This window comes from Bradyrhizobium sp. Ken51 (genome assembly GCF_055807435.1).
Genome location: NZ_JBVVPB010000005.1, coordinates 205,230 through 227,228, shown reverse-complemented (window position 1 = coordinate 227,228; position 21,999 = coordinate 205,230). Strand labels below are relative to the sequence as shown.

The 21,999-nt window shown below is 64.0% G+C and carries 19 protein-coding genes; 9 read left to right on the top strand and 10 right to left on the bottom strand.

Features of this window, described 5'->3' with window-relative positions:
• Nucleotide 1 precedes the first annotated feature (1 nt).
• Nucleotides 2–3,073 carry an ATP-binding protein gene (locus tag AC0L27_RS12230; protein WP_473319170.1) on the bottom strand — a complete coding sequence of 1,024 codons (3,072 nt, stop codon included), beginning with the start codon at nucleotides 3,071–3,073 and terminating at the stop codon, nucleotides 2–4.
• 199 nt (nucleotides 3,074–3,272) lie between these two features.
• Here AC0L27_RS12230 and AC0L27_RS12225 point away from each other — a divergent pair, with 199 nt between their 5' ends.
• The gene (locus AC0L27_RS12225; protein WP_473319167.1) at nucleotides 3,273–3,452 is read left to right on the top strand and encodes a hypothetical protein; all 180 of its coding nucleotides are present in this window, start codon (nucleotides 3,273–3,275) and stop codon (nucleotides 3,450–3,452) included.
• Nucleotides 3,453–3,656: 204 nt separating this feature from the next.
• On the opposite strand, the gene AC0L27_RS12220 is transcribed toward AC0L27_RS12225, so the two are convergent.
• Nucleotides 3,657–4,127, bottom strand: coding sequence for a hypothetical protein (locus AC0L27_RS12220; protein ID WP_473319165.1), 471 nt, complete (start codon nucleotides 4,125–4,127; stop codon nucleotides 3,657–3,659).
• Nucleotides 4,128–4,472: 345 nt separating this feature from the next.
• Between AC0L27_RS12220 and glgC the strand changes: the two genes are divergently transcribed.
• Genes glgC through AC0L27_RS12205 form a run of 3 tightly spaced genes read left to right on the top strand, consistent with a single transcriptional unit; the run spans nucleotide 4,473 to nucleotide 7,483 of the window.
• Nucleotides 4,473–5,735, top strand: a complete 1,263-nt coding sequence (glgC, locus tag AC0L27_RS12215; protein WP_275173549.1) for a glucose-1-phosphate adenylyltransferase — start codon at nucleotides 4,473–4,475, stop codon at nucleotides 5,733–5,735.
• A complete protein-coding gene (gene glgA, locus AC0L27_RS12210) occupies nucleotides 5,732–7,216 on the top strand; it encodes a glycogen synthase GlgA (protein ID WP_473319162.1) in 1,485 nt (494 codons plus the stop codon). The genes glgC and glgA overlap by 4 nt, the downstream gene beginning before the upstream one ends.
• Before the next feature lie 18 nt (nucleotides 7,217–7,234).
• Nucleotides 7,235–7,483, top strand: coding sequence for a SemiSWEET transporter (locus tag AC0L27_RS12205; RefSeq protein WP_473319160.1), 249 nt, complete (start codon nucleotides 7,235–7,237; stop codon nucleotides 7,481–7,483).
• Between the two features lie 157 nt (nucleotides 7,484–7,640).
• Here the strand turns inward: AC0L27_RS12205 and AC0L27_RS12200 are convergent, their stop codons facing one another.
• The gene (locus AC0L27_RS12200; RefSeq protein WP_473319159.1) at nucleotides 7,641–8,438 is read right to left on the bottom strand and encodes a DODA-type extradiol aromatic ring-opening family dioxygenase; all 798 of its coding nucleotides are present in this window, start codon (nucleotides 8,436–8,438) and stop codon (nucleotides 7,641–7,643) included.
• A 156-nt stretch (nucleotides 8,439–8,594) separates the two neighbouring features.
• Between AC0L27_RS12200 and AC0L27_RS12195 the strand changes: the two genes are divergently transcribed.
• The gene (locus AC0L27_RS12195; protein ID WP_027519499.1) at nucleotides 8,595–8,774 is read left to right on the top strand and encodes a hypothetical protein; all 180 of its coding nucleotides are present in this window, start codon (nucleotides 8,595–8,597) and stop codon (nucleotides 8,772–8,774) included.
• Nucleotides 8,775–8,791: 17 nt separating this feature from the next.
• Here the strand turns inward: AC0L27_RS12195 and AC0L27_RS12190 are convergent, their stop codons facing one another.
• Together AC0L27_RS12190 and AC0L27_RS12185 are read right to left on the bottom strand one after the other, a co-directional pair.
• The gene (locus tag AC0L27_RS12190) at nucleotides 8,792–10,249 is read right to left on the bottom strand and encodes a carboxylesterase/lipase family protein (RefSeq protein WP_473319157.1); all 1,458 of its coding nucleotides are present in this window, start codon (nucleotides 10,247–10,249) and stop codon (nucleotides 8,792–8,794) included.
• A gap of 80 nt (nucleotides 10,250–10,329) precedes the next feature.
• Nucleotides 10,330–10,539, bottom strand: coding sequence for a hypothetical protein (locus AC0L27_RS12185; protein WP_275173525.1), 210 nt, complete (start codon nucleotides 10,537–10,539; stop codon nucleotides 10,330–10,332).
• Nucleotides 10,540–10,765: 226 nt separating this feature from the next.
• On the opposite strand from AC0L27_RS12185, the gene AC0L27_RS12180 reads away from it, so the two are divergent.
• The 3 genes from AC0L27_RS12180 (at nucleotide 10,766) to AC0L27_RS12170 (ending at nucleotide 14,253) form a co-directional block, all read left to right on the top strand.
• Nucleotides 10,766–13,456, top strand: coding sequence for a flavin-containing monooxygenase (locus tag AC0L27_RS12180; protein ID WP_473319156.1), 2,691 nt, complete (start codon nucleotides 10,766–10,768; stop codon nucleotides 13,454–13,456).
• A gap of 129 nt (nucleotides 13,457–13,585) precedes the next feature.
• Nucleotides 13,586–13,858, top strand: coding sequence for a hypothetical protein (locus AC0L27_RS12175; RefSeq protein WP_106946928.1), 273 nt, complete (start codon nucleotides 13,586–13,588; stop codon nucleotides 13,856–13,858).
• 89 nt (nucleotides 13,859–13,947) lie between these two features.
• Nucleotides 13,948–14,253 carry a hypothetical protein gene (locus AC0L27_RS12170; protein ID WP_247358856.1) on the top strand — a complete coding sequence of 102 codons (306 nt, stop codon included), beginning with the start codon at nucleotides 13,948–13,950 and terminating at the stop codon, nucleotides 14,251–14,253.
• A 21-nt stretch (nucleotides 14,254–14,274) separates the two neighbouring features.
• On the opposite strand, the gene AC0L27_RS12165 is transcribed toward AC0L27_RS12170, so the two are convergent.
• The 4 genes from AC0L27_RS12165 to AC0L27_RS12150 all read right to left on the bottom strand — a co-directional run bounded on the left by AC0L27_RS12165 (nucleotide 14,275) and on the right by AC0L27_RS12150 (nucleotide 18,216).
• Entirely contained in the window at nucleotides 14,275–14,430 is a 156-nt protein-coding gene (locus AC0L27_RS12165) for a hypothetical protein (RefSeq protein WP_167358282.1), read from the bottom strand.
• 113 nt (nucleotides 14,431–14,543) lie between these two features.
• Complete coding sequence (locus AC0L27_RS12160; RefSeq protein WP_473319154.1) at nucleotides 14,544–15,059, bottom strand: septal ring lytic transglycosylase RlpA family protein; 516 nt, start codon at nucleotides 15,057–15,059, stop codon at nucleotides 14,544–14,546.
• Nucleotides 15,060–15,298: 239 nt separating this feature from the next.
• The gene (locus tag AC0L27_RS12155; RefSeq protein WP_473319153.1) at nucleotides 15,299–16,951 is read right to left on the bottom strand and encodes an NAD-dependent malic enzyme; all 1,653 of its coding nucleotides are present in this window, start codon (nucleotides 16,949–16,951) and stop codon (nucleotides 15,299–15,301) included.
• A 266-nt stretch (nucleotides 16,952–17,217) separates the two neighbouring features.
• On the bottom strand, nucleotides 17,218–18,216 hold the full coding sequence (locus AC0L27_RS12150; RefSeq protein WP_354060717.1) for a Bug family tripartite tricarboxylate transporter substrate binding protein: 999 nt from the start codon (nucleotides 18,214–18,216) through the stop codon (nucleotides 17,218–17,220).
• A gap of 332 nt (nucleotides 18,217–18,548) precedes the next feature.
• On the opposite strand from AC0L27_RS12150, the gene AC0L27_RS12145 reads away from it, so the two are divergent.
• Entirely contained in the window at nucleotides 18,549–18,866 is a 318-nt protein-coding gene (locus tag AC0L27_RS12145; protein WP_275173519.1) for a hypothetical protein, read from the top strand.
• 675 nt (nucleotides 18,867–19,541) lie between these two features.
• Here AC0L27_RS12145 and AC0L27_RS12140 read toward each other — a convergent pair.
• Complete coding sequence (locus AC0L27_RS12140) at nucleotides 19,542–21,872, bottom strand: mechanosensitive ion channel domain-containing protein (protein WP_473319151.1); 2,331 nt, start codon at nucleotides 21,870–21,872, stop codon at nucleotides 19,542–19,544.
• Between the last annotated feature and the right edge of the window lie 127 nt (nucleotides 21,873–21,999).

The following is a 21,999-nucleotide window of genomic DNA, read 5'->3' as shown; positions in this document are numbered from 1 at the left end:
ATCACCGTCCCGCAATGTCGGGCCCGGTGTGCCGGTCTGCGTCGAAAAAGGATGCCGACCGCAGCGGATCGCCGGGATCAAGCGTCTCTGCCAGCGATGCGATCACCTGGCAGGAGCGGCCCCGCCACTTGGCAGCCCTTTGCGCTTGTCCAAGGCTCCCATAGAGCACCGCTGTCGTGCGATAAACCCGCCACGTGGCATGCGGCAACCTGGCATGGCGGACGATCGAAATGGCCGTCGACAAATGCTGGCCGGCGAGTTGCGCATCCTGCTTCAGGATCGCAATTCTCGCCATGGCCTCGTAGCACAGCGCGAGAAACGGCCGGTCGGGCGCCGCGCTCGTCACCTCATGAAACTGGCGGGCCGAACTCTGGGCGCGGTCCAGATCGCCGATCGCGATCCAATAGTCGCAGCAAGTCAGCAGATAATGGGGGATGACCAGCGACTCCATCGGCACCCGATCGACCTCCATTCGCCGCTCCATCGCATCGAGATGCTGCCGCGCCCGAGCCAGGTCGCCCATCCTGACATAAGCTCGCGCCAGCAAATTCCTGCCGACGAAGAAGGTGAACGGATTGGCCTCGATCATCGGGCCGAGCGCATCCTCCGCACGCCGTGACGCGCTGCCATATTCCTCCGCCTCCGAATACAGCCATCCGATCGCGAGATGACACAGCGCGACGGCCTGCGGATTTGCATTCCGCTCCGAGATAGCCAACGCGGAGACGAGGTTTCGTTGCGCCCGGCCCCATTCGCCGAGATAAATCTGGGCAAACGCCTCGACCGATTCGTAGAGTACGAACAGATAGACGTCACCGACCAGGCGGGCGAGCTCCTTTCCCCGGCTCGTCGCATCGCAGCAGGCCGGATAATTCGCGCGCAGGAACTCCAGCACCATCTCCATCGAGCAGCGTCGCAGCCGCATGCTCAGATCCTGCTCTCCGGTGATCAATGCTGACGCACGCTCGGCAAGGTCCGCATTTTCGCGATCCCAGCCGCGGAGCATCAGCTTCAAATTGGCTACGTTCCCCTGGACCAGCGCGCTGAACGCGGCGTCGTCGATCGCCCTGCTCTTGACAAGAGCCTGTTCGGCAACAGGCAGGCTCTGGCGTCGATCGACGTAAAGACAGAATCTGCTGAGATCGACCAGTGCGTTCACCTCTTCGCGCACGTGCCCGTTCTCCGCCGCGTGCGCGACGACTGCGCTGAGATCCTGCAGGGAATTCAGGAAATCCCCACTGGCCCGCCAGGCCCAGGCGCGCTGAAGCAGCAACTTCAGACGTGTCGTCACCCGAAACTCCGGCGGCAGATGCGGCACCAGTTCCAAAGCGCGGGACAGGTAGTTGGCGGCCTCCCGTGTGCTGAACCGTCGCGCCGAGCCCTCGGCAGCCGCGCCAAGATAATGCATCGCTTTCGGGAAATCGCGGCCCAGTTCGAAGTGGCGCGCAATAACGGCGGCGATCTCCCCAGCCTGCGGCCCATAGCCCTGCTCGAGCCCCGCCCCAAGGAGCGCATGGGTTTTCATGCGGCGCGCCGGCGCGAGCCGCTGGTAGAGGATCTCCTGGTAAAGCGCGTGCTGGAACGCATAGCGACCGGAGACACCTCCGTTCGGCCACTCAGTCATGCCGGCAACGACGATAATGCGATCGGTCCGCGCCAGGTCCTCGCACATCTGCTCGACATCCAGCACGGGACGGTCCAGCGCACCGGCGATATGGAGCGCGGAAAACTCCGCTCCCGCCGCACTGGCGACCTCAAGCAGGCAGCGCTCGTCCACGGTGAGGTGATCGATCTGCTGCTTGATCATTCCTTCCAGATCGCGCGGCATGCTGTCATGCGAGGCCGCGTCTTCGCTGACCAGCCGCCAGCCCAACTCGTGCTCGACCAGCGCGCCCTGCGCCACGAGATGGTCGAGCAGAGACGACACGAACAGAGGATGCCCGCCGGTTCGCGCGAAGATGCGCTCGACCAGCTCTCTGGCAAAATCGGCCGAGTTGAAACGCAGCGAAAGATAGCGTTCGACGTCGGTGCCGGTTAGCCGATCGAGCGCGAGCTCGGTGGCGTGTCCGTGAATCCGCAAGTCCTGGTGAACCGCACGGATAGGATGTCCGCCGACGGCGACTTCCATCGGCCGATAGGTGGCCAGCACGAGGATAGAAGCCCTCCGATCCCGGCGCGCAAGCCGGGAGAGCACATCCACGGTGGCGAAATCGCTCCAATGCAGATCTTCCAGGATGATCACCCATGGTCGGCTGACGGCGAGATGCTCCATGAGATCGGCAAATTCCCGCAGCATGCGCTCCCGGGTTGCGCCGAAGACCTCATGCTGGAATGCGGCCCGGTCTGCTTCGCCGAGGAAACCGGGCATTTGCGCGAGCCAGGTCGGCGCGTGCTCGCGTATCGCAGTCAGCAGCGATGCTCCATCGGTTCGACGGCAGCACTCGTTCAGCGCTCCGATCAGCGGAAGAAAGGCCTCATGGGTGCCGAACAACTCGTTGCAGCTACAGTGCAGCACGCTCAGTCCCTGCTGGTTCATCCTGTCGAGCGTCATTTGCAATAGGGTGGTCTTGCCGATCCCGGCCTCGCCGGTGATGAAGACGACCTGACGCTGTCCGGTACGAGCAAGTTGCAACGCCTCGTCCAGCGTATCGAGTGGCCCAGTGCGCCCGACCCTCCAGTGCCGGCGTCGATCGACCACCTGCTCCGTGGCGGACGCCGCCTCCTCTTCGGCCGCCCGCTCGATCGCAGGCAATTCGGCGGTCGCGACCGGCGCAATGAAGCGATAGCCGCGCCGCGTGACCGTCTCGATGTAGTTGGGAGATTGTCTGTCGTCGCCGAGCACCGAGCGTAGCGCGTTCACGGCAACGGCGAGGCTCGACTCGCTGACGTGCAGATCGGACCAGACCGCGTCGAGCAACTCTTCCTTGGTGACGAGTTCACCGGGCCGACCGACAAGATGGCAAAGAACCTCGAATGGCTTCGGGGCCAACGCGATCCGCTCCCCGCCTCGCCATAATAGCGCGTTGGCACGGTCGAGGCGGAATTCACCAAAGGCAAGCGCGTCTGTACGCACGGCTCCGACCCCCGGATGCTCCCCCATCTTAAGGGAAAGCTCAGCCAAATGTAAGGACACGATAAAGACCTGCGCCCTGCGCCGGCACTAGCATTGGCCTGTCCATTTAGAGACGCCGAAGGCGTCGGACGGCCTTTTCATCACGCTGTCATTTCAGTCGACAGGCAGTCGATGCCTGAATTTTGGCAAGGAGTTAGCCATGAGCATTATAAAACATTTGGCGATCCCGCCTCTCGCTTTTGCCATTCGTCATTACGACGTGAGGGGCATATTAGGCGTCACCGTCCTCAGCCGCATCTTCCTCCTCGCCATCTACCTCGCGTGCCGCGGCCCGGGCCTGTCCGAGTTCGATCTTACCAACACCATCGCGCTGCCATGAGCTCGGGACCGCTCGAATGGTGCATCGAGATCGCGATCATCGCCGCGATCTGCATCGGCATTGTCGCGGGCGGGCATGGCCGGCTCGTCGTGCCGCATCACCGGGTTCAACGCGCGCAAGCCGATCGGGCCGCTTGCGTACAGCGGCCCTCAAATCTTTTCAGTATCGTCGACCTGCGGCGTGCGGGTCCACCCGTTTGATCGATCACCAATACGCGCGGTGATAGGCCCGGTACGGCCGGTAGTAGCCGTACCGCGGACCGTAATATGGACGATAGGCGCGATAGCCGTAATAGCGCGGACGCGCGTAATAGCCGCCATAACCGTAGCCCGGTCCATAGGCGTAACTCGGTCCATAGCCGCCATAATAGGCAGGCGCATAGCCGTAAGCCGGCCCCGGATATCCGTAGCCGCCGTAATATGGACCACCGCCATAGTAGCCGTAGCCATAGGCGCTGCTGGCGATGGCGCTGCCGATGATCGCGCCGGCTGCGAGGCCGCCAATACCCCATCCAAAACCTCGGCCGCGCCAATACACCTGCGTGACATCATCGCCGACCGCGGCCTTCATGGTCGCGACATTTGTCGGCATCGGGCCCGCGGCGGCCCGCTCGACTTGGCCGGCCATCACCGCGACGGCCAGCGAACAGGCGATTGCCGTTTTCCAGATCGTCATCGTCTTACTCCCTGTCTGACATTTTGCTTGGACATGGACGCAGCCCATGATCGGGCATCCTGGCGCAAGGTCAAAGCCAGAAATTCGGCCTCGATTTTGCGTGCACCGCACAAGACGCATGCCTCCATTGTGATCAACCGGTACCCGACGGGCTCGACCACCTCGCCGCGTGTGACACCAGCAAGACGGTGCCTGGGGCCCGATCACCGCGGCAAAGCATTAAGCTTCCGGCGCATTCGCAACCAACAACCACCTTCCCGATTTACTATTCGTGCCGTTACTATCGGTTCCAAATGTGCGCGGCCGGGAGGCTTCTCGCGAGCGCCAGAGTTGTGGGAGAATGACATGAGTGCCGCGAGACCCGAGCCGCTTGCCCGTCAGGCGCTGGCGTTCGTCCTGGCCGGCGGACGCGGCAGCCGGCTGCTGGAGCTGACCGACCGGCGCGCCAAGCCCGCGGTCTATTTCGGCGGAAAATCCCGCATCATCGATTTCGCACTGTCGAACGCGGTGAACTCGGGCATCCGTCGAATCGCGGTGGCCACCCAATACAAGGCGCACAGCCTGATCCGGCACCTTCAGATGGGCTGGAACTTCTTCCGTCCCGAGCGCAACGAGAGCTTCGACATCCTCCCGGCGAGCCAGCGCGTCTCCGAAAACATGTGGTACGTCGGCACGGCCGATGCGGTCTACCAGAACATCGACATCATCGAATCCCACGCCTGCCGCTTCATCGTGGTTCTCGCCGGCGACCATATCTATAAAATGGATTACGAGGTGATGCTGCGCCAGCATGTCGACAGCGGCGCCGACGTCACCGTCGGCTGCCTGGAGATGCCGCGTCAGGAATCTTCCGGCTTCGGCATCATGCATATCGACGAGAACGGATGGATCAAAGAGTTCCTGGAAAAACCGAAAGACCCGCCGCCTATGCCGGGCAAGCCGGACGTCTCGCTCGCCAGCATGGGCATCTACGTGTTCGACGCGAAATTCCTGTTCGAGGAGCTCAAGCGCGACGCCGAGGACCCGAACTCCAACCACGATTTCGGCAAGGACATCATCCCCTATCTCGTCAAGAACGGCCGCGCCATGGCGCACCAATACTCGACCTCCTGCGTCCGCTCCGGTAGCGACCCCCGTGCTTATTGGCGCGACGTCGGCACGGTCGACGCCTATTGGGCCGCCAATATCGACCTCACCGACGTGGTGCCCGAGCTCGATTTGTTCGACAGCGCCTGGCCGATCTGGTCCTATTCGGAGATCACACCGCCGGCAAAATTCGTCCACGACGAGGAAAGCCGGCGCGGCCAGGCCGTGAGCTCGCTGGTCTCGGGCGGTTGCATCATTTCCGGCGCCTCGCTGCGACGCTCGCTGCTGTTCACCGGCGTGCGCGTCAACTCCTACGCCAATGTCGAGAACGCCGTGATCATGCCCTACGTCAATGTCGGCCGCGGCGCGCGCCTGAAGAACGTCGTGATCGATCGCGGCGTCGAGATCCCGGAAGGGCTCGTCGTCGGCGAAGATCCCGATTTGGATGCAAGACGCTTCCGCACCACCGAGCAGGGCATTTCGCTCATTACCCAGCCGATGCTCGACAGGCTCAATACATGACGCCTGTTCGCGTCCTCGCGGTCGCCTCCGAAGTCTATCCCATCGTCAAGACCGGCGGCCTCGCCGATGTCGCGGGCGCGCTGCCGATCGCGCTGAAGGCGCATGGCGTCGAGATGCGCACGCTGATGCCGGGCTATCCCGACGTGATGCGGGTGCTGGGGGGAGCCGACGAAATCCGGCGCTGGCCGGATTATTTCGGCGGACCCGGACGTCTGCTCGCCGGCTCGCATGACGGCCTCGAGCTGTTCGTGCTCGACGTGCCGCATCTCTACGCGCGGCCCGGCAACCCCTACGTGACGCCTGAAGGCTTGGACTGGCCGGACAATGGCGTGCGGTTCGCCGCGCTCTCGCGCATCGCGGCCGATATCGGCCACGGCCTCGCGCCCGCCTTCGTGCCCGACGTGGTGCATGCCCATGACTGGCAGGCCGGGCTCGCGCCAGCCTATCTGCACTACGACAACCGCCCGCGGCCGGCCACCGTGATGACCATCCACAACATGGCCTATCAGGGCAAGTTCGCGCCCGACCTGATCGGTTCGATTGGCCTGCCCTTGCGCGCCTATGGCGTCAACGATCTCGAATATTTCGGCGGCATCAGTTTTTTGAAGGCCGGCCTGCAATTCGCCGATCGCATCACCACGGTGTCGCCGACCTATGCGCAGGAGATCCAGAGCGACGAGGGCGGCATGGGGTTCGGCGGTCTGCTTCGCGCCCGCGCCAACGTGCTGAGCGGCATCCTCAACGGCATCGATGTATCCGTTTGGAATCCGCAAGAAGATCCGCACATCGCCTACCGCTTCGGCACGGAGGACCTCACACATCGGGCCGCGAACAAGGCGGTGCTCCAGCAACAGTTCAATCTGGATTCCTCGGACGAAGCGCCGTTGCTCGGCGTCATCAGTCGCCTGTCCTGGCAGAAGGGGCTCGATCTCCTGCTCGAGGCCATTCCGACCGTTTTGCGCGAAGGCATGCAGCTCGCGCTGCTCGGCAGCGGCGACCGCGATCTGCAGGATCGCTATCAGGCCGTTGCGCGGGCGAACCCCGGCCGGATCGGGGTCGTGATCGGCTATGACGAGATCATGGCACATCTGATCCAGGCCGGCTCCGACGCGCTCATCGTGCCATCACGGTTCGAGCCGTGCGGCCTGACCCAGCTCTGCGCGCTGCGCTACGGCGCCGTGCCCATCGTCTCGCGCGTCGGCGGCCTCGAGGATACCATCGTCGATATCGGCGAGGCCGATAAATCGGGCCACGATGCCACCGGCTTCAAGTTTGGCCCAGTGACCGCGGATGCCCTCGCCGGCACGCTGCGCAAGGCCAACATCGCCTTCCACGACAAGCTGACCTGGCGCCGGCTGCAACTGAGCGGCCTTGCGACCGACGTGTCCTGGCGCAACCGCGCCGGTGACTATGCCGCACTCTATCGCGATCTCGTGACGGCGCGTGCCTGCGGCGCGACCATCGTCGAATCAATGCTATAGAGCCGCCATGGACCCGTTGTGATCAAGCTGATCGGCTTTGCCGCCGCGACCTGCACCACCGTGGCCTACGCGCCGCAAGCCATCAAGGTGTGGAAGACCCGCTCCACCGGCGATATTTCGCTCGGCATGTTCCTGGTCATGGTGCTGGGGCTGGCGCTCTGGCTCGTCTACGGCCTGCTGTCGGGCGATGCGCCCCTCGTCGCCGCCAACGCCATCACCATGGTGCTCGCCGGCGGCATCCTGTTCATGAAGCTGAAATACGGGTGATGATCACCCTCTCCCCTTGTGGGAGAGGGTGGCTCGCCGCAAAGCGGCGAGACGGGTGAGGGGTTGTCTCCGCGAATTCATACGACAGTTGGACTCGCAGAAAGAACCCCTCATCCGGCGCTTCGCGCCACCTTCTCCCACAAGGGGAGAAGGAAGATCACCCTCCGAACACATACGATGCCATCGCGACATTCGCGACCTCGTCGACGAAGACGCGCTTGCCCGCGTCGCTGCCGGCAGCGCCGGCGGCCACCATCAGCGGCAGCAGATGATCTTCACGCGGATGCGCGAGACGCGCACTCGGTGCGTTCTCCCAGTCAACCAGCATCGCGTTGCGGCGCGCCGCGTCCTTGTGGCTGATCGCCTCGTTCAGATACGCCTCGAAATCATACGAGACCGGCTTCGACTCGGCACGGCCGAATCCGCGCATGTTGTGATAGGTGAGACCGCTGCCGACGATCAGAATGCCTTCGTCCCGCAGTGAGGCAATCGCCTGCCCGACCTTGATGTGCTCGGCCGGATCGTAACTCGATCTCAGCGACAACAGCACGATCGGCATGTCGGCGTTCGGATACATCAGCCCGAGCGGCACGAAGGTGCCGTGATCGAAACCCTGGTTGGGATCCTCCCGGCAATCGACGCTCGCGCGCGTGAGCAGCGCCTTCACCTCCGCGGCGAGCTCGGGCCGGCCCGGCGCCGGATATTTGAGGTGATAGGTGTGCTCGGGAAAACCGTGATAGTCGTACACCATCGGCGGATGCGCCGAGGTGGACACGGTGAAGGCGTCAGCCTCCCAATGTCCTGTGATGACGAGGACGGCCTTGGGCTTCTCCGGCAAGAGCTGCGGCAGCCGGCCGAACGCCTCGGCGGTCTTCGCATATTGCACCCGCCTGTCCTCCATGAACGGCCAGGGACCGCCGCCATGGGACAGGAAGAAGGTCGGAAATCGCACCATGGGCTCAGGCTCGTCATTGGCAACATGCGCGTGCGAGCTGCCCGCGCGATCGGTCGCGAGCATAGGCAAACCCGTATGGTTAGCAAGACGTTAACGATTTTCCGCCCAGAATCCCGGGCGTGGCCGAAGGAGTCGGCCAGCAGCCAGGGACGTGAAATGAAGAAGTTTGCGTTGGGGGACGTCGTCAACAGTGACAAGGGCCGTCGCGGCGTCGTTCGCGCAGCCTACAGGTCGAAGGAAGGCCAGCAGTTCTATGCCGTCGAGAAGGACGGCGCGATGGATTATCTGGAGGAAGACCGGCTGAGCCCGGCGCCGCGCGTCGAACTCGCGGCTTAAGTCCAACTCATCCTGCCCTAACGCCCGAACCGGTCCAGGCGCTCCGACCAGGGGTCGTCTCCGCTCGCGATGCGATCGTTCGTGATCAGCAGCAGGCGATCGCTGTCTGCGGCCGCATCCCAATGCGGCAGGTCCGCACCGTTGGGATCGCCGCTCTTGGCGAAATTGATCCAGTAGGCGCGCATGCGATTTGCGACCTCGCGATCGGCTCGTGACAGGATGCCCGCACCGGGCACGCCTTCGACGCCGAAGATGAACTGCAATTCTCGCCCGTGACCGCCCTCGGGGTTTGCGCGCCGTGCCTCCGGCACATAGGCGAAGCGATAGCGAAAGGTCGGCGCACCGCTGGCGGCATGCAGGCGTGCCAGCAATCTCACCGGCTCGGAGAAGACCCTGTCGGTGTAGAATCTTGCCGCGCGGACGGAAGGTCTGGCGAGGTCGGGATAGAGCCCGCGCAGTTCATCGCTGGTGGTACCTGACGACGCCAGCTCCTCCCGGAGATCCAGCTCGTCGAAACCCGTCTCGTCGTCGTTCGAGCCGATGATCAGGGGAATGCGGCTCTCATGTCCGGCCGCGAAGCCTGCGGCGACGTCCTCGCTCACCAGACTTCCGTCGATCGTCGGCGCGAAGCTGCGCGGCGATTTTTCCAGGAGATGTTTTTCGACGGCAAGCAGAGCTCGCGGCTCGGCTGTGCGTAAATCGGCCTGTCGCCCCAACGCCGCCACGAATTGCCGGCCCACAATCTCGGCCTCTTGTGCCGAACGCAGGCGCGCACGGCCGGGAATCGATTGCAGAATGGCTTTCTGAAAGAGCGCGCGCGCTTGCGCCGACAGCATCAGCAGCGCGATCGAGGTCGCGCCTGCGCCACTGCCGAACAGAGTGACATTGTTCGGATCACCGCCGAAGGCCGCGATGTTGTCGTGGACCCAATGCAGCGCCGCGATCTGGTCCATCAGGCCGTAATTGCCGGAGCCGTCTTCCGACAGCGCGGGATCGGTGAGCCAGCCGAACGCGCCGAGGCGAAAATTCACGGTCACCACGATGACGCCAGCTTGGGCGAGCCTCGCACCGTCGAACAGCGGATCGTTCGCGGTGCCGCTGACGAAAGCGCCGCCGTGGATGAACAGCATCACCGGCAGCGGGCCATCGACCCCGAACGGACGGAACACGTTCAGCGTAAGGCAATCCTCGCTCGATCCCGGCAGCGACGGCTGAAGACACGGCGCGCCATAGGCATAGGCGGTGCGCATCTCCGAACTCTCGGGCGCAGCCTGCGGCGGACGCCAGCGCAGCGGCCCGATCGGCGCGGCCGCATAGGCCAGCCCCTTGAACGAGGCCACTTCGCCTTCGACGGCGCCAAGCATCTGCCCTTCACGTGTCAGCGCAAATGGAAACTGGCCAACCGGCTGGGCCGCGGCCGAGCCGGCGCAACAGAGGACGAGAGACGTCGCAAACAGCGCGAACACGGACCGCATCTTCGGAGCATCTCGATGCGCGAAAAGGTTTAGGCAGGTTATGTCCGTGGCCCGCTGCGAGGCAAGCGTCGCGGCCGCGCCTAGCTCCCCTTGGCGACAAGCTCCGCCAGTGCGTGCCGTGCGATGATGCCGAGTTCACCGAGCGTGGTGTGACCGGACCGCGCCGCCTCGATCAGCCGCTGGGCGATGAACCTGCGGCTGTCGTGATCGCCGCCGTGCGGCAGTTGGCGGCACGTCTCCTCCAGGACGACGTCCATGTTCGCTTTGGTCCGCTCACTCAACTCTGTCATGACGCCCGTCGGCACGCGTGGCAAAACAAGAGCATACACAGATGGATCGACCCTGATTAGCCCGGGAAATCACGGCTCTTGTGCATCGCGATGCGTGTGCTGCCGCAACATTCACGCGGCCATGATGACGCCGCAAATGGCTACCGAAGATTGCACATGGCGTGATGACAAGCCGAACCTGCAGCGATAGCCTGCCGGCAAAACAAAACACACGGGAGGAAATGCCATGCCTGATGCAATGGTTGCTGCGCGTGCCTCTGACGCGGGGCGCGGAACCAGCCAGCAGGTCGACGTTGCCGTGGTCGGCGCCGGATTTGCCGGCCTCTACCTTCTCCACCGGCTGCGCAAGGCCGGCCTCACGGCAGTCGGCCTCGAAGAAGCCGGCGACGTCGGCGGCACCTGGTACTGGAACCGATATCCCGGCGCGCGCTGCGATATCCAGACCATCGACTACAGCTACACCTTCGATCCGGATCTCGAAACCGCCTGGACCTGGTCCGAGAAATACGCGACCCAGCCCGAGATCCTGCGCTATCTCGGCTTCGTCGCCGACCGTTACGATCTCAGGCGTGACATCCGCTTCAAGACCAAGGTCACGGAAGCGAAATGGGACGAGGCGACCGAACGCTGGCAGCTCACCACCGACAATGGCGCGCCGGTCTCCTGCCGCCATTACATCATGGCCACCGGCTGCCTCTCGGCGCCGAAGCCGCCGGAGATCGACGGCGTCAAGGACTTCAAGGGCGAGGTCTATTTCACCGGACGCTGGCCGCATGACGGCGTCGATCTCGCCGGCAAGCGCGTCGCGGTGATCGGCACGGGATCGTCGGCCATTCAGTCGATCCCGCTGATCGCCGAGCAGGCCGCACACCTGACCGTGTTCCAGCGCACGCCGAATTTCGCATTGCCGGCGCATAACGGCCCTGCGCCTTCCGATCGCATGAGCCTGCTGCAAGGCGACCGCGCGGCCTATCGCGAGCAGGCGCGCCAGTCGATGGCCGGCGTCCCCTATCCGCAGCAAACGGTCGTAAGCTGGCAATTAAGCGATGCCGAGCGCCGTGAGCGGTTCGAACGCGCCTGGGCGGCCGGCGACCTCGTCCACATCCTGACCCAGCTCTGGGCCGACCAGGCGGTCGACATCGACGGCAACAAGATCATCCAGGACCTGATCCGCGAGAAGATCCGCGCCGCCGTCAAAGACCCCGAGACCGCCGCGGCGCTGATGCCGGACGATCATCCGTTCGGCGCCAAACGCCCCTGCCTCGATACGAACTATTACGCGACCTACAACCGGCCGAACGTCACGCTGGTCAATCTGCGCCAGGAGCCGATCAAGACGATCACCACAAGTGGGATCACCACGGCCAAGCGCAGCGTCGACGTCGACGTGATCGTGTTCGCGACCGGCTTCGACGCCATGACCGGCGCGATCCGCGCCGTGCATCCGATCACCGGACGTGGCGGCAGATCGCTCACCGACGTCTGGGCGCAGGGGCCGCAGACCTATCTCGGGCTCACGGTCGAGGGCTTCCCGAACTTCTTCATGATCACCGGGCCCGGCAGCCCGTCGGTGCTGTCGAACATGGCGGTGTCGATCGAGCAGCATGTCGACTGGGTCGTCGACCGGCTCAAGGCATTGCGCGACGCCGGCTTCACCACGATCGAGCCGACCGAGACGGCGCAGGCCGGCTGGAACAGGCACATGGCCGACTGCTCGATGGTGACGCTGCACCGGCTCGCCAACACCTGGTACACGGGCGCCAACGTGCCCGGCAAGGTGCAGGGCCTGATGCCCTACACCGGCGGCGTCGGTCCCTATCGCAGCATCTGTGACGAGGTGGTCAGCCGCGGCATGCTCGGCTTCAAGCTGACCGGCCCCGATGTCGCCGCGCAATGCAATGACGGCGAGGTGGTGCGCCTGCAGCCGGATGTGCGGCTGGTGCTGAACCTGTTGGCGTCGCTGAATCTCCCACAGATCGAGTCGATGGGCGCGCTCGGCGCTCGCGCCTTCGTCGACGAGTTCAACAAGGGCCGCCCGGCGGGACGGCCGATCGGCGACATCATCGACGGCACTCTGCCCGGCGCCGACGGTCCCCTGCCTTACCGGGTGTACCGGCCGACAACGCCGGGACCGCATCCGGTCGTGGTCTATTTCCACGGTGGCGGCTGGGTGCTCGGCGACGAGCAATCGGACGAACCGTTCTGCCGCGACATGGTACGGCGGACCGGCATGATGCTCGTCAGCGTCGGCTATCGTCATGCGCCCGAGCATCGTTTCCCGGCCGCGGCCGAAGACGGCTATGCGGCGACGCGCTGGATTGCCGAGCACACCGCCGAGCTCGGCGGCAGGCCGGGCCCGGTGCTGGTCGCGGGCTGGAGTGCCGGCGGCAACATCGCCGCCGTCACCTGTCAGCTTGCACGCGATCGCGGCGGGCCGGATATTGCGGGTCAGCTCCTGATCTGCCCGGTCACCGACTGCACCTTCGACCGCCCCTCCTACAACGACAATGCGACCGGCTATTTCCTGACCCGCTCGCTGATGTACTGGTTCTGGGACCTCTATTGCTCGCCGACCGACCGCACCGATCCGCGCGTCTCGCCGCTCCGCGGCAAGGTCGCAGGCCTGCCGCCGGCCTTCGTCGTCACCTGCGAATTCGACCCCCTGCGCGACGAAGGCATCGCCTATGCCGAGGCGATGGCGGCCGCCGGCGTCCCGGTCGAGCAGCTGCGCGCCCGCGGTCATTTCCATTCGTCCTTCACGATGGTGGACGTGATCATCACCGGCGCGCCGGGCCGGGTGCAGATGGCCGAGGCCTTGCGGCGCTTGGCCGGGCTTCCGCCCGAGGTCGGCCGCGGCGATGAGACCAGCCACGGCCGCACCAATCCGGGACACAGGATCGCGGCGGCCGCGAGCTGAAAGCGAATAATTGGCGGGAACTATTTCCCGGTCATCGCGTTTGGTGCTGTGGCATTGAGATGCAGTAATGGGTGTAGGCCCCGGCACGCAGGCTTGTGTGCCGGGGTTCTTTTTGCGTGAGGCAGGACGATGGGGGACGTGGTTGAGGATTCAAAGGTCGATTTTGGTGTCCTTGCGGTGCTGCATAAATGGCCATCGCTTGCGAACCAGCGGCGATCGGACAGGGCGTCCTACCAGGTGATCGAGGGCACGCTCGACGAATGCATCTCGGCGTTCATGGCGAAGCCGGCGGCGACCAGGCATCTCTATGAGATCCGCACGATCGCGCAGCCGCCGCTGGTGACGGACATCCTCTCGCCTGAGCACATCACCGAGCTGGCGCGGCTGCGCGAATTTCTCTGATCTTCGCAGAAAGCACCGGCTGAGCGCAGGAACCTTCTTCCGGTTTTTCCCGTTGATGGTGATCGGAAGCGAAGGCGTGAGTGCCTCACATGCTTGAAGCCGGCGTACCAGCCCCGGTCGTGCCCTATGGCGCAGACCAGACCTTGTTCGTGGTGATCGACCGCCTCGACAAGGCGACTGAAATCCGTGTCGAGCGAAGCGATCTCGACGCCACGATTGGCGAACTCGTCGCGGGCTGCTTCAACGACCCCGTCAAGGTCATCTCGTTCAACACGCTCGAGCACTGGATGAAGGATATCTCGACCGACGTTGCCGGCGAGATTCGGGCGCGCTGCGACATCGATGGCATGACCCTGCCCGACTATCTCAGCGACTTCGTCGAGAGCCATAGCTGAGCGCGCATGGTGTGATGAGTATCAGGCGCGTCGGTACTTGCCGGCGATGACCTCGATCTCGCGGCGGCGTTCGCCTGCGAAGGTCAGGAGCTTTTCGATCGTCAATGTATCCGTGATCCGCTTGGCGAGCCGCTCGGCGCGTGTAGCCTGATCTTCGAGATACTGGATCGTGTTCAAACGCCGCCTCCCAAGAGCTTAGATCTGGAGTCCCCAATGTTTGGGTATCCATGGTGGCTGGAGGCGGCTAACAGCCGGTTAAGCACAGCGTTTCGGATCGATATAGCTGCAAATTATTGCACCACATCGAGCCGGACATTGGTGACACCCTTGTCGACCATGCCCAGCGCCTCGGCCGCGGAGGGAGAGATGTCGACCACGCGTCCGCGAACATACGGCCCGCGATCGTTGATCCTGACGGTCACGAAGCGACCGGACGAAACGTCCGTGACGCGCAGCTTTGTGCCGAAAGGCAGGCTGGGATGGGCCGCGGTCAATTCATTCTTGTCGAACCTCTCGCCGCTCGCCGTCTCCGTATCCGAATAGAAGCTGGCGACACCATGCGAGACGCTTTGCTTTGCGCCGTCGGGGACGCGCGCCCGGCTGATCGGACGCGGACGCAGCGCCGCCACCCTGTGCGGACGCTCGACGATGGCCTGCCGGCTCGTGCCGGCCAGATCGGCCTTCTGGCGGCCGACCGGCGATTGCGCACACGCCGCAAGCGACGCCGCGCCGATGATGGCGAGCAGTACCCGGCACAGGGTTGCCAACGAAATCCGGGCATTTTCGGCACGTGCAAAGCAAGACATGATGCGCCCTCCGAATGCCCCGAGTTTCGGCGGGCAATGAGGGCAGAACCTTGTCGGAACGAAAGCGCGCCTGAGGCCGCAGCCGTTTCGCGTTTAGCTGTGACGATTCCACCACACTGGCTTGTCCTGAATCGAGACAGATTCTCTCGCGAGCACCTCTCTCACTTCCTCTCCCCCGTTCTTGCGGGGAGAGGGTGGGATGAGGAGCCGCCTCCGCGAGTCCGGCGTGAATGTAAGCGTCAGTATTGCGGCTCGTACATCTGGGACTGCACCAGTCCCTTCACATCATTGGGTGCGGGTCCGTCCGCGAGCCCGCGCTGAAAAGCGACGTCGGCGACGGCGGCGGCGATACGGACCGAGACCTCGCGGATGCGCGGCAGCGCCGGATAGAGGCTGCCCTGCGCAAGATCGTCCTTGCCGACGCAATCGGCGAGCGTATGGGCGGCCGCCATGAACATCTCGTCCGTCACCAGCCGCGAGCGGCTGGCGATAACGCCGAGGCCGACGCCCGGGAAGATGTAGGAGTTGTTGCCCTGGCGCGGCACGTAGGTGCGGCCATTGAGCTTGACCGGGTCATACGGACTGCCGCAGGCAAACAGCGCGCGGCCCTCGGTGTAGCGGTAGGCGTCCTCCGCCGAACATTCGGCCTTCGAGGTCGGATTGGAAAGCGCGAACACGATCGGCTGTTCGTTGAGCTCGGCCATCGCCTTGAGCACATCGGGCGTGAAGGCGCCGCCGACCGCGGCCACACCGATGATCGCCGTCGGCTTCAGCGTCCTGATCGCGGTAAGGAAGTCGGCGACCGGCGCCTGGTCGGCATGGGCATAACGGAGCTTGTGACCGGACAGGCCTTCGCGTCCGCCGACGACGAGGCCGCGGGAATCCACCAGCCAGTTGCGGCGGAGCGCTTCCGCCTCGGAGACGCCCTCCGCCATCATCGCGGACGTCACGAGATCGGCGATACCGGTCGCGGCCTCGCCCGCGCCGAGGAACAGGATGCGCTGATCCCTGAGCTTGCCGCCGTTGACGCGCAGGGCCGAAAAGAGGCCGGCGAGCGCGACCGCAGCCGTACCCTGGATGTCGTCGTTGAAGACGCAGGCCTCGTCGCGATATTTGTGCAGCAGCTTGAATGCCGAATGATTGGCGAAATCTTCGAACTGGATCAGCACACCCGGAAAGATCTTTCGCGCGGCGACCATGAACTCGTCGACGAAGCTGTCATAGGCCTCGCCGGTGAGCCGCCGCTCGCGCAAGCCGAGATAATAAGGGTCTTTCAGGAGCTCTTCGTTGTTGGTCCCGACGTCGAGCACGATCGGCAGGCACGTTTCGGGATGCACGCCGGCGCAGGCCGAATACAGCGAGAGTTTTCCGACCGGAATACCCATGCCGTTGGCGCCGAGATCGCCGAGGCCGAGGATGCGTTCGCCATCGGTGACGACAATCAGCTTGGCCGGATAGGGCCAGTTCTTCAGGATCTCGGCGATCTGGCCGCGATCGCGCGAGGAGATGAACATGCCGCGTGGACGCTGGAAGATCAGGCCGTATTTCTGGCAGGCGAGCCCGACCGTCGGGGTGTAGATGATCGGTTGGATCTCGTCGATATTGTCGACGACGATGCGGAAGAACCGCGCCTCGTTGCGGTCATGCAAGGCATTCAGCGCGACATATTTTTCGAGATCGGTCGGCAGCGTGCGCAGATTCACGAGCACCCGCTCGACCTGGGTCTCCATCGTCAGAACGCACGGCGGCAGCAGCCCGCGCAGCCCGAGATCGTCGCGCTCCTGCGCGGTGAAGGCGGTGCCCTTGTTGAGCAGGGGATCGCGCAGCAGCGCCATGCCGTGCACGGAATCGGACGATGTCGAATGGGCGCTGACCCGAGCAGGTCTATTCACGAATTCCCCCAGGGAGTTTCTTATTGAAGGGCGGGCATTGTCGGCCAGCGCTCACCTGAGATCAAGGACGCAGAAAACTGCGGCAATGATTGTGATCCCGCACCGCAGCGAGGTTTTGGTGACGGGCAAAGGTTAATGCCGTAACGCTCCCGCTCCTCATGGTGAGGAGCGCGTCTTCGCGCGTCTCGAACCATGCAGGCCCCATCTCGCCCGCGGCGCATCCTTCGAGACGCCCGCTCCGCGGGCTCCTCAGGATGAGGAGGGTATTATTCAGCCTTGATGTCGGCGGCCTTCACGATCGGCCACCATTTCTCGGTCTCGACCTTCTGGAAGGATCCGAGCGCTGCGGGCGTTTGCTGATCGGACGGAGGAATCTCCTGCCCCAATTCGCCAAACCGCTGCTTGACGGCGGGATCGGCAAGCACGGTGACGATGGCCGCGTTGAGCTTCGTGACGATCTCCTTCGGCGTGTTCTTCGGTGCCCAGATGCCGTGCCAGTAGGAGATGTAGAGACCGGGCAGCCCCGCTTCGTCGACCGTCGGGATATCGGGTGCGGAGGCGAGCCGCGTCGGCGACGTTACCGCGAACGCCTTGATCGCACCGTTCTTGTAATGCGGCAGCGAGTTCGAGGCCTGATCGAACATGATGTCGATCTGCCCGGCCACGAGGTCGATCATGGCGGGCCCCGCGCCGCGATAGGGCACGAACTGGAAGTCGGTGCCGGTTCTCTCCTTGAAGAAGACACCGGCGACGTGGGCACCCGTGCCGGCGCCGGCCGTGCCGGCAGTCACCTTGCCGGGGTTGGCCTTCAGCCACGCGATCATCTCTTTCAGATTGTTGGCCTCGAGCGACTTCCGGCCGACGATGAGCTGCGTGCCCATCGCGATCATCGCGACCGGCTCGAAATCTGCGATCACGTCATAGGGCAGCTTGAAGATCGCGCCGTTGAGCACATGCGTGCCCCAATGGCCGATCGTGATCGTGGTGCCGTCAGGCGTTGCGCGCGCCACGCGGGCGCCGGCGATGCTGCCGGAGGCGCCCGCCACGTTTTCGACCACGATCGTCGCGTGCAATTCGGCGGCGATGCGTTCGGACAGGATGCGCGCCAGCGTGTCGGTCGGACCGCCCGCCGCGAACGGCACCACGAGAGTGATGGGGCGCGATGGGAACGGCTGCGCTCTCGCTGGAGCAGTCCACGCTGCACTTCCGAGCAACGCACAAATGACGATCACATGACCGCGCAGTCCAACCCACCGCCCCCGCATCAATCTCTCCCACCCTTTTTGTCGCCCGCATGTTGTCAGCGGGCTGGAGCTGGAGTGAACGCTGTCGAACGGATGGAGGCAAGCCGGAAATGATGCCGGACCGCTTAGGACATGTACTCATAAACTCGCGCTGCACTTCGTGTGAGGTCCGCCCTGCCTCCGATACCGGCCGTGTTGGCGCACCTCACCCTAGGTCCGAGTTGGGCCAATAGGCGACATTTTGAGCCCATCCAATCCGATCGTTCGGCGTACTTTTGAAATAGCAATCGGAACTAGGAAACACTGGGAAGTCCGCGCGTTTAGGGAGACGGGGCAACACACTGGAGGAAAGCATGCGAACAACAACTCTCGCGATGATAGTCGTTGCCGGAAGCGCGATTGCCTTCCAAGCAGTGGCCCAACAGCAAAAGGCCGCACCTAGTGAGCAAACCAAGGAGGAGATGCACCGTGGTGTAGACAGTGGGCTCAAGACTAGCGAGCCCAACGAGCAGATGCAGCGTGATGCAGACAAGGGGCTCAAGACACGCAATTCCGGACAGTCCGGGTTCGTGGCAGATCAAGACAAGCCGGGCGCTTCTGCGCACCCTCCGGGCCGGCCGGAAAGCGAACAGACCACCGGTTCGGGTAATCAGACCGGCGCTCCAAAATAGAGCCGTTAGCGCTCACGTCGGCGGCGAGTCCAAATGTCCGTTTGGGGTCACAAGCGACCTTCGACCGGATGCACCGCGAGGTCGGGTACGGGCCAATAGCCGACATCGGCTATCATCTAACAGGGATGCCAGCCGCGACGACGTCACTCACGGGTCGGTTTCGGTTTATTCAGCCACCATCTTCGAATTACCAAAAGCTGCCCTGCGCACAACGCCAGTCCCAATGCAGCCATCATCACGCAAAGAGCGAGATGCGCAACCAAGCCTATAGGGTGAGTTTCATAAGTGATGATCTGCCAGTGGCGGAGGTTGTCCACCCCGCGTCCAAACGAGACGAGCAGTCCTCCTGTCGTGTACCAGTTGCACAGCTGGGCAAGCCCTATCCAAGCTACTAATACGCAGGCGCCCCAACCGGCGACAAACCCGCCGATCGATTTTATTATGGTCAGCCACCCCGTCATAATCCGTGATTTTGCCATCCTTCAGCAAACTGGGTCATCTCCCAAATTGAACCGAAGCTAACAAAAGGTTGAAGATACAGGAATAGATCGTCGGCTCTTGCCTGCTGACGTTATCCCTGCAGGGATATCCGCTTCGGGTCACGAGCCGCCGATCACACGCAGGGTGGGAGACTTCCGCTTTGGATTGGTAAGCCGACGTTTAGGGGTGCACGCCCTATCCTGCCGCTCGACGCGGCGTCAGATGAGCGGCGCTATCGGCCGGCGGCGCGATGTGCATCAGGATGGTCTGGGTGGCGGATGCGACCTCGATGCCGTTGTGCTGGAAACGCTGCTTCATGCGGCGGTTGAATTCGCGCTGCACCGGCCAGCGGCCGGCCTCGGTGCAGCGGATCTGGCCGACGATCGACACCATGGCTCCGTCGACCTTGTCGATGCCCCAGAGCTCGAGATCGCCGCGGATCAGGCTGCGGAATTCCACCTCGCGGCGCATCTCGTCGACGATTTCCTTGAGGATCTGGCCGGCGCGATCGGTATCCTCCTTGTAGGCGACGTTGACGCTGACGGACGCATTGCCGGCGCCGCGGCTGGCATTGGTGATGGTCGTGACCGCGCTGAACGGCACGATGTGCACGGCACCGTCGCCGGCCCTGAGCCTGATCGTGCGGATCGAGACGTTCTCGACCACGCCCGATAGCCCCGACACGCTGACGCTGTCGCCGACCTGGACGGTGTTCTCCAGCAGCAGGAACAGCCCGGTGATGAGGTCCTGCACCAGCTTCTGCGAGCCGAAGCCGATGGCGATGCCGACGATGCCGGCGCCCGCCAGCAGCGGCGCGACATTGACGCCGATCTCGCTGAGCGCCGTGAGGCCGACGACGGTGGCGATCACGCACAGCAAGGCCGTGCGCAGCATCGGCTGAAAGGTCCGCAGCCGCGCGGCGCGGGCATAGTGGCCGTCGCGCGACAGCGTGTTGATCTGGCGGTCCAGCAGCGCGTTGCTGGCTTCCCAGATCGCCGCCGCGATGAATACGGCAAGTCCGATCGTCACCACCGCCGAGATCAGCCGGCTGCCGATCTGGCCGCCATAGAACCAGACGATGGCGTCGACGCCCCAGACTTCGAGCACGGCCACCAGACCGATGAAGGCGATGACGCCAGATACGATCTTGCGCAGCAGCGGCAGGTAGCGATTGGCGCGGATTTCGAGGCCTGGAAAGCGCTGGAGGATTTCCGGCTTGATGCGGAAGCCGCGGTCGATCAGGCCGAGCGTCAGCATGATGGCGACACGCGTGATCAGCGCCACAGCGATGGTGCCGACGAAATATTGCAGCAGCAACGAATAGCCGTTGCGAATGTTCAGCGCCCACACGGCCCATAGCGCCAGGTCGAGCGCGATGGCGAGATAATGCCAGCCGCCCGCAATGCGGTTGCGCAGTCCCGCCGCGATCCCCTGCCGGTCGGCCGGCGCGCGGATGGCTTCGGCGACCTGGCGGCGGCATTGCAGGATGATCACGACGATGAAGAGATGCACGACCAGCATCACCATGCGCAGGAGCGCGGCATAGCCGCCGCGATGCAGGCCGAGCAGCAGCGCCACATTCGCAAAGGCGATGCCGGAGACGCCGACACCGACGATACGGCGCGCCCAGATCTCGATATAGGCAGCGGTCTCGGCCTTGACCGGAAACAAGCCGAACGGTCCCGCCAGCACACGGACCACACAGATGAGCCCGCGCGAGAACGCATAGGCGTTGACGACCGCGAGGATCACGAGACGGACGGTGGTGGGCTCCCCGATCTCGGTGCCGAGCAGCGCCGTGGCGACGCCGACAAAGACCAACACGGGTAGCAGCTCGAGCAGGAAGCGTCCCAGCACGAGGGGCAGCCGCAGCATGATTTGCCAAGCCCGCGCCAGGCTGTGGCGGCGCCTGTGCAGTTCGGGCGCGGGGGTGACATCGGCGACCGATGACGGCGGATCGGCAATGGGCAACACCTGCACCGGCAGACGCGCCGTTTGCGGCATGCGCCCTTCCAGGAACACGACGGGGCGCCGGATCAGACGGAACATCACCCATTCGGCGCAAAAGGCGCAGCCGAACACCAGACCGAGCTTCCAGGCGATCTCGATCAGGAGATTGTAGGCCGCGGGATCGTTCGCGGTCCGCACGATCCAGTAATAGAACGCCGGGAAATGCGTGAGCGTCCTGGCCATATCGGCGACGTCTCGCGAAATTTCGCCGATCTCCTCAGACACGGTGAGCATGAGCTGCGCACCGAGGCCGTCGGCCGCGAGCGGGATCGGCGATTTTGGCTCGGGCACAGGCTGCTGTGGACCGGACGCATTGGCGATCGCGCGCAGCGTGTCGATCATCTGCGTGCGCTTCTTGTCGTCCTGCAGCGTTTCCAGCGCCCGCTTGGCCTCATCGGGCGACAACGCGGCAGCGCTGTTTGCCGTCGGCGCAGGCGGCGCGGCGCGGGTGCTGGAGAGAGAGGAGATCGCGATCAAGAGCGCGGCGAGAAGCGCAGAGGCAAGCTTATGCGACACGAGGGATTCCCTGGGAAAAATGAATGCGACGGCGACGTCGGGCCCGTCACCGCCGAAGCACATGCATCATGTCGGATCGACGCTATTCGCCCGGGCGCTGTGTCGGAAGTTGGCCAATGAGGCGACA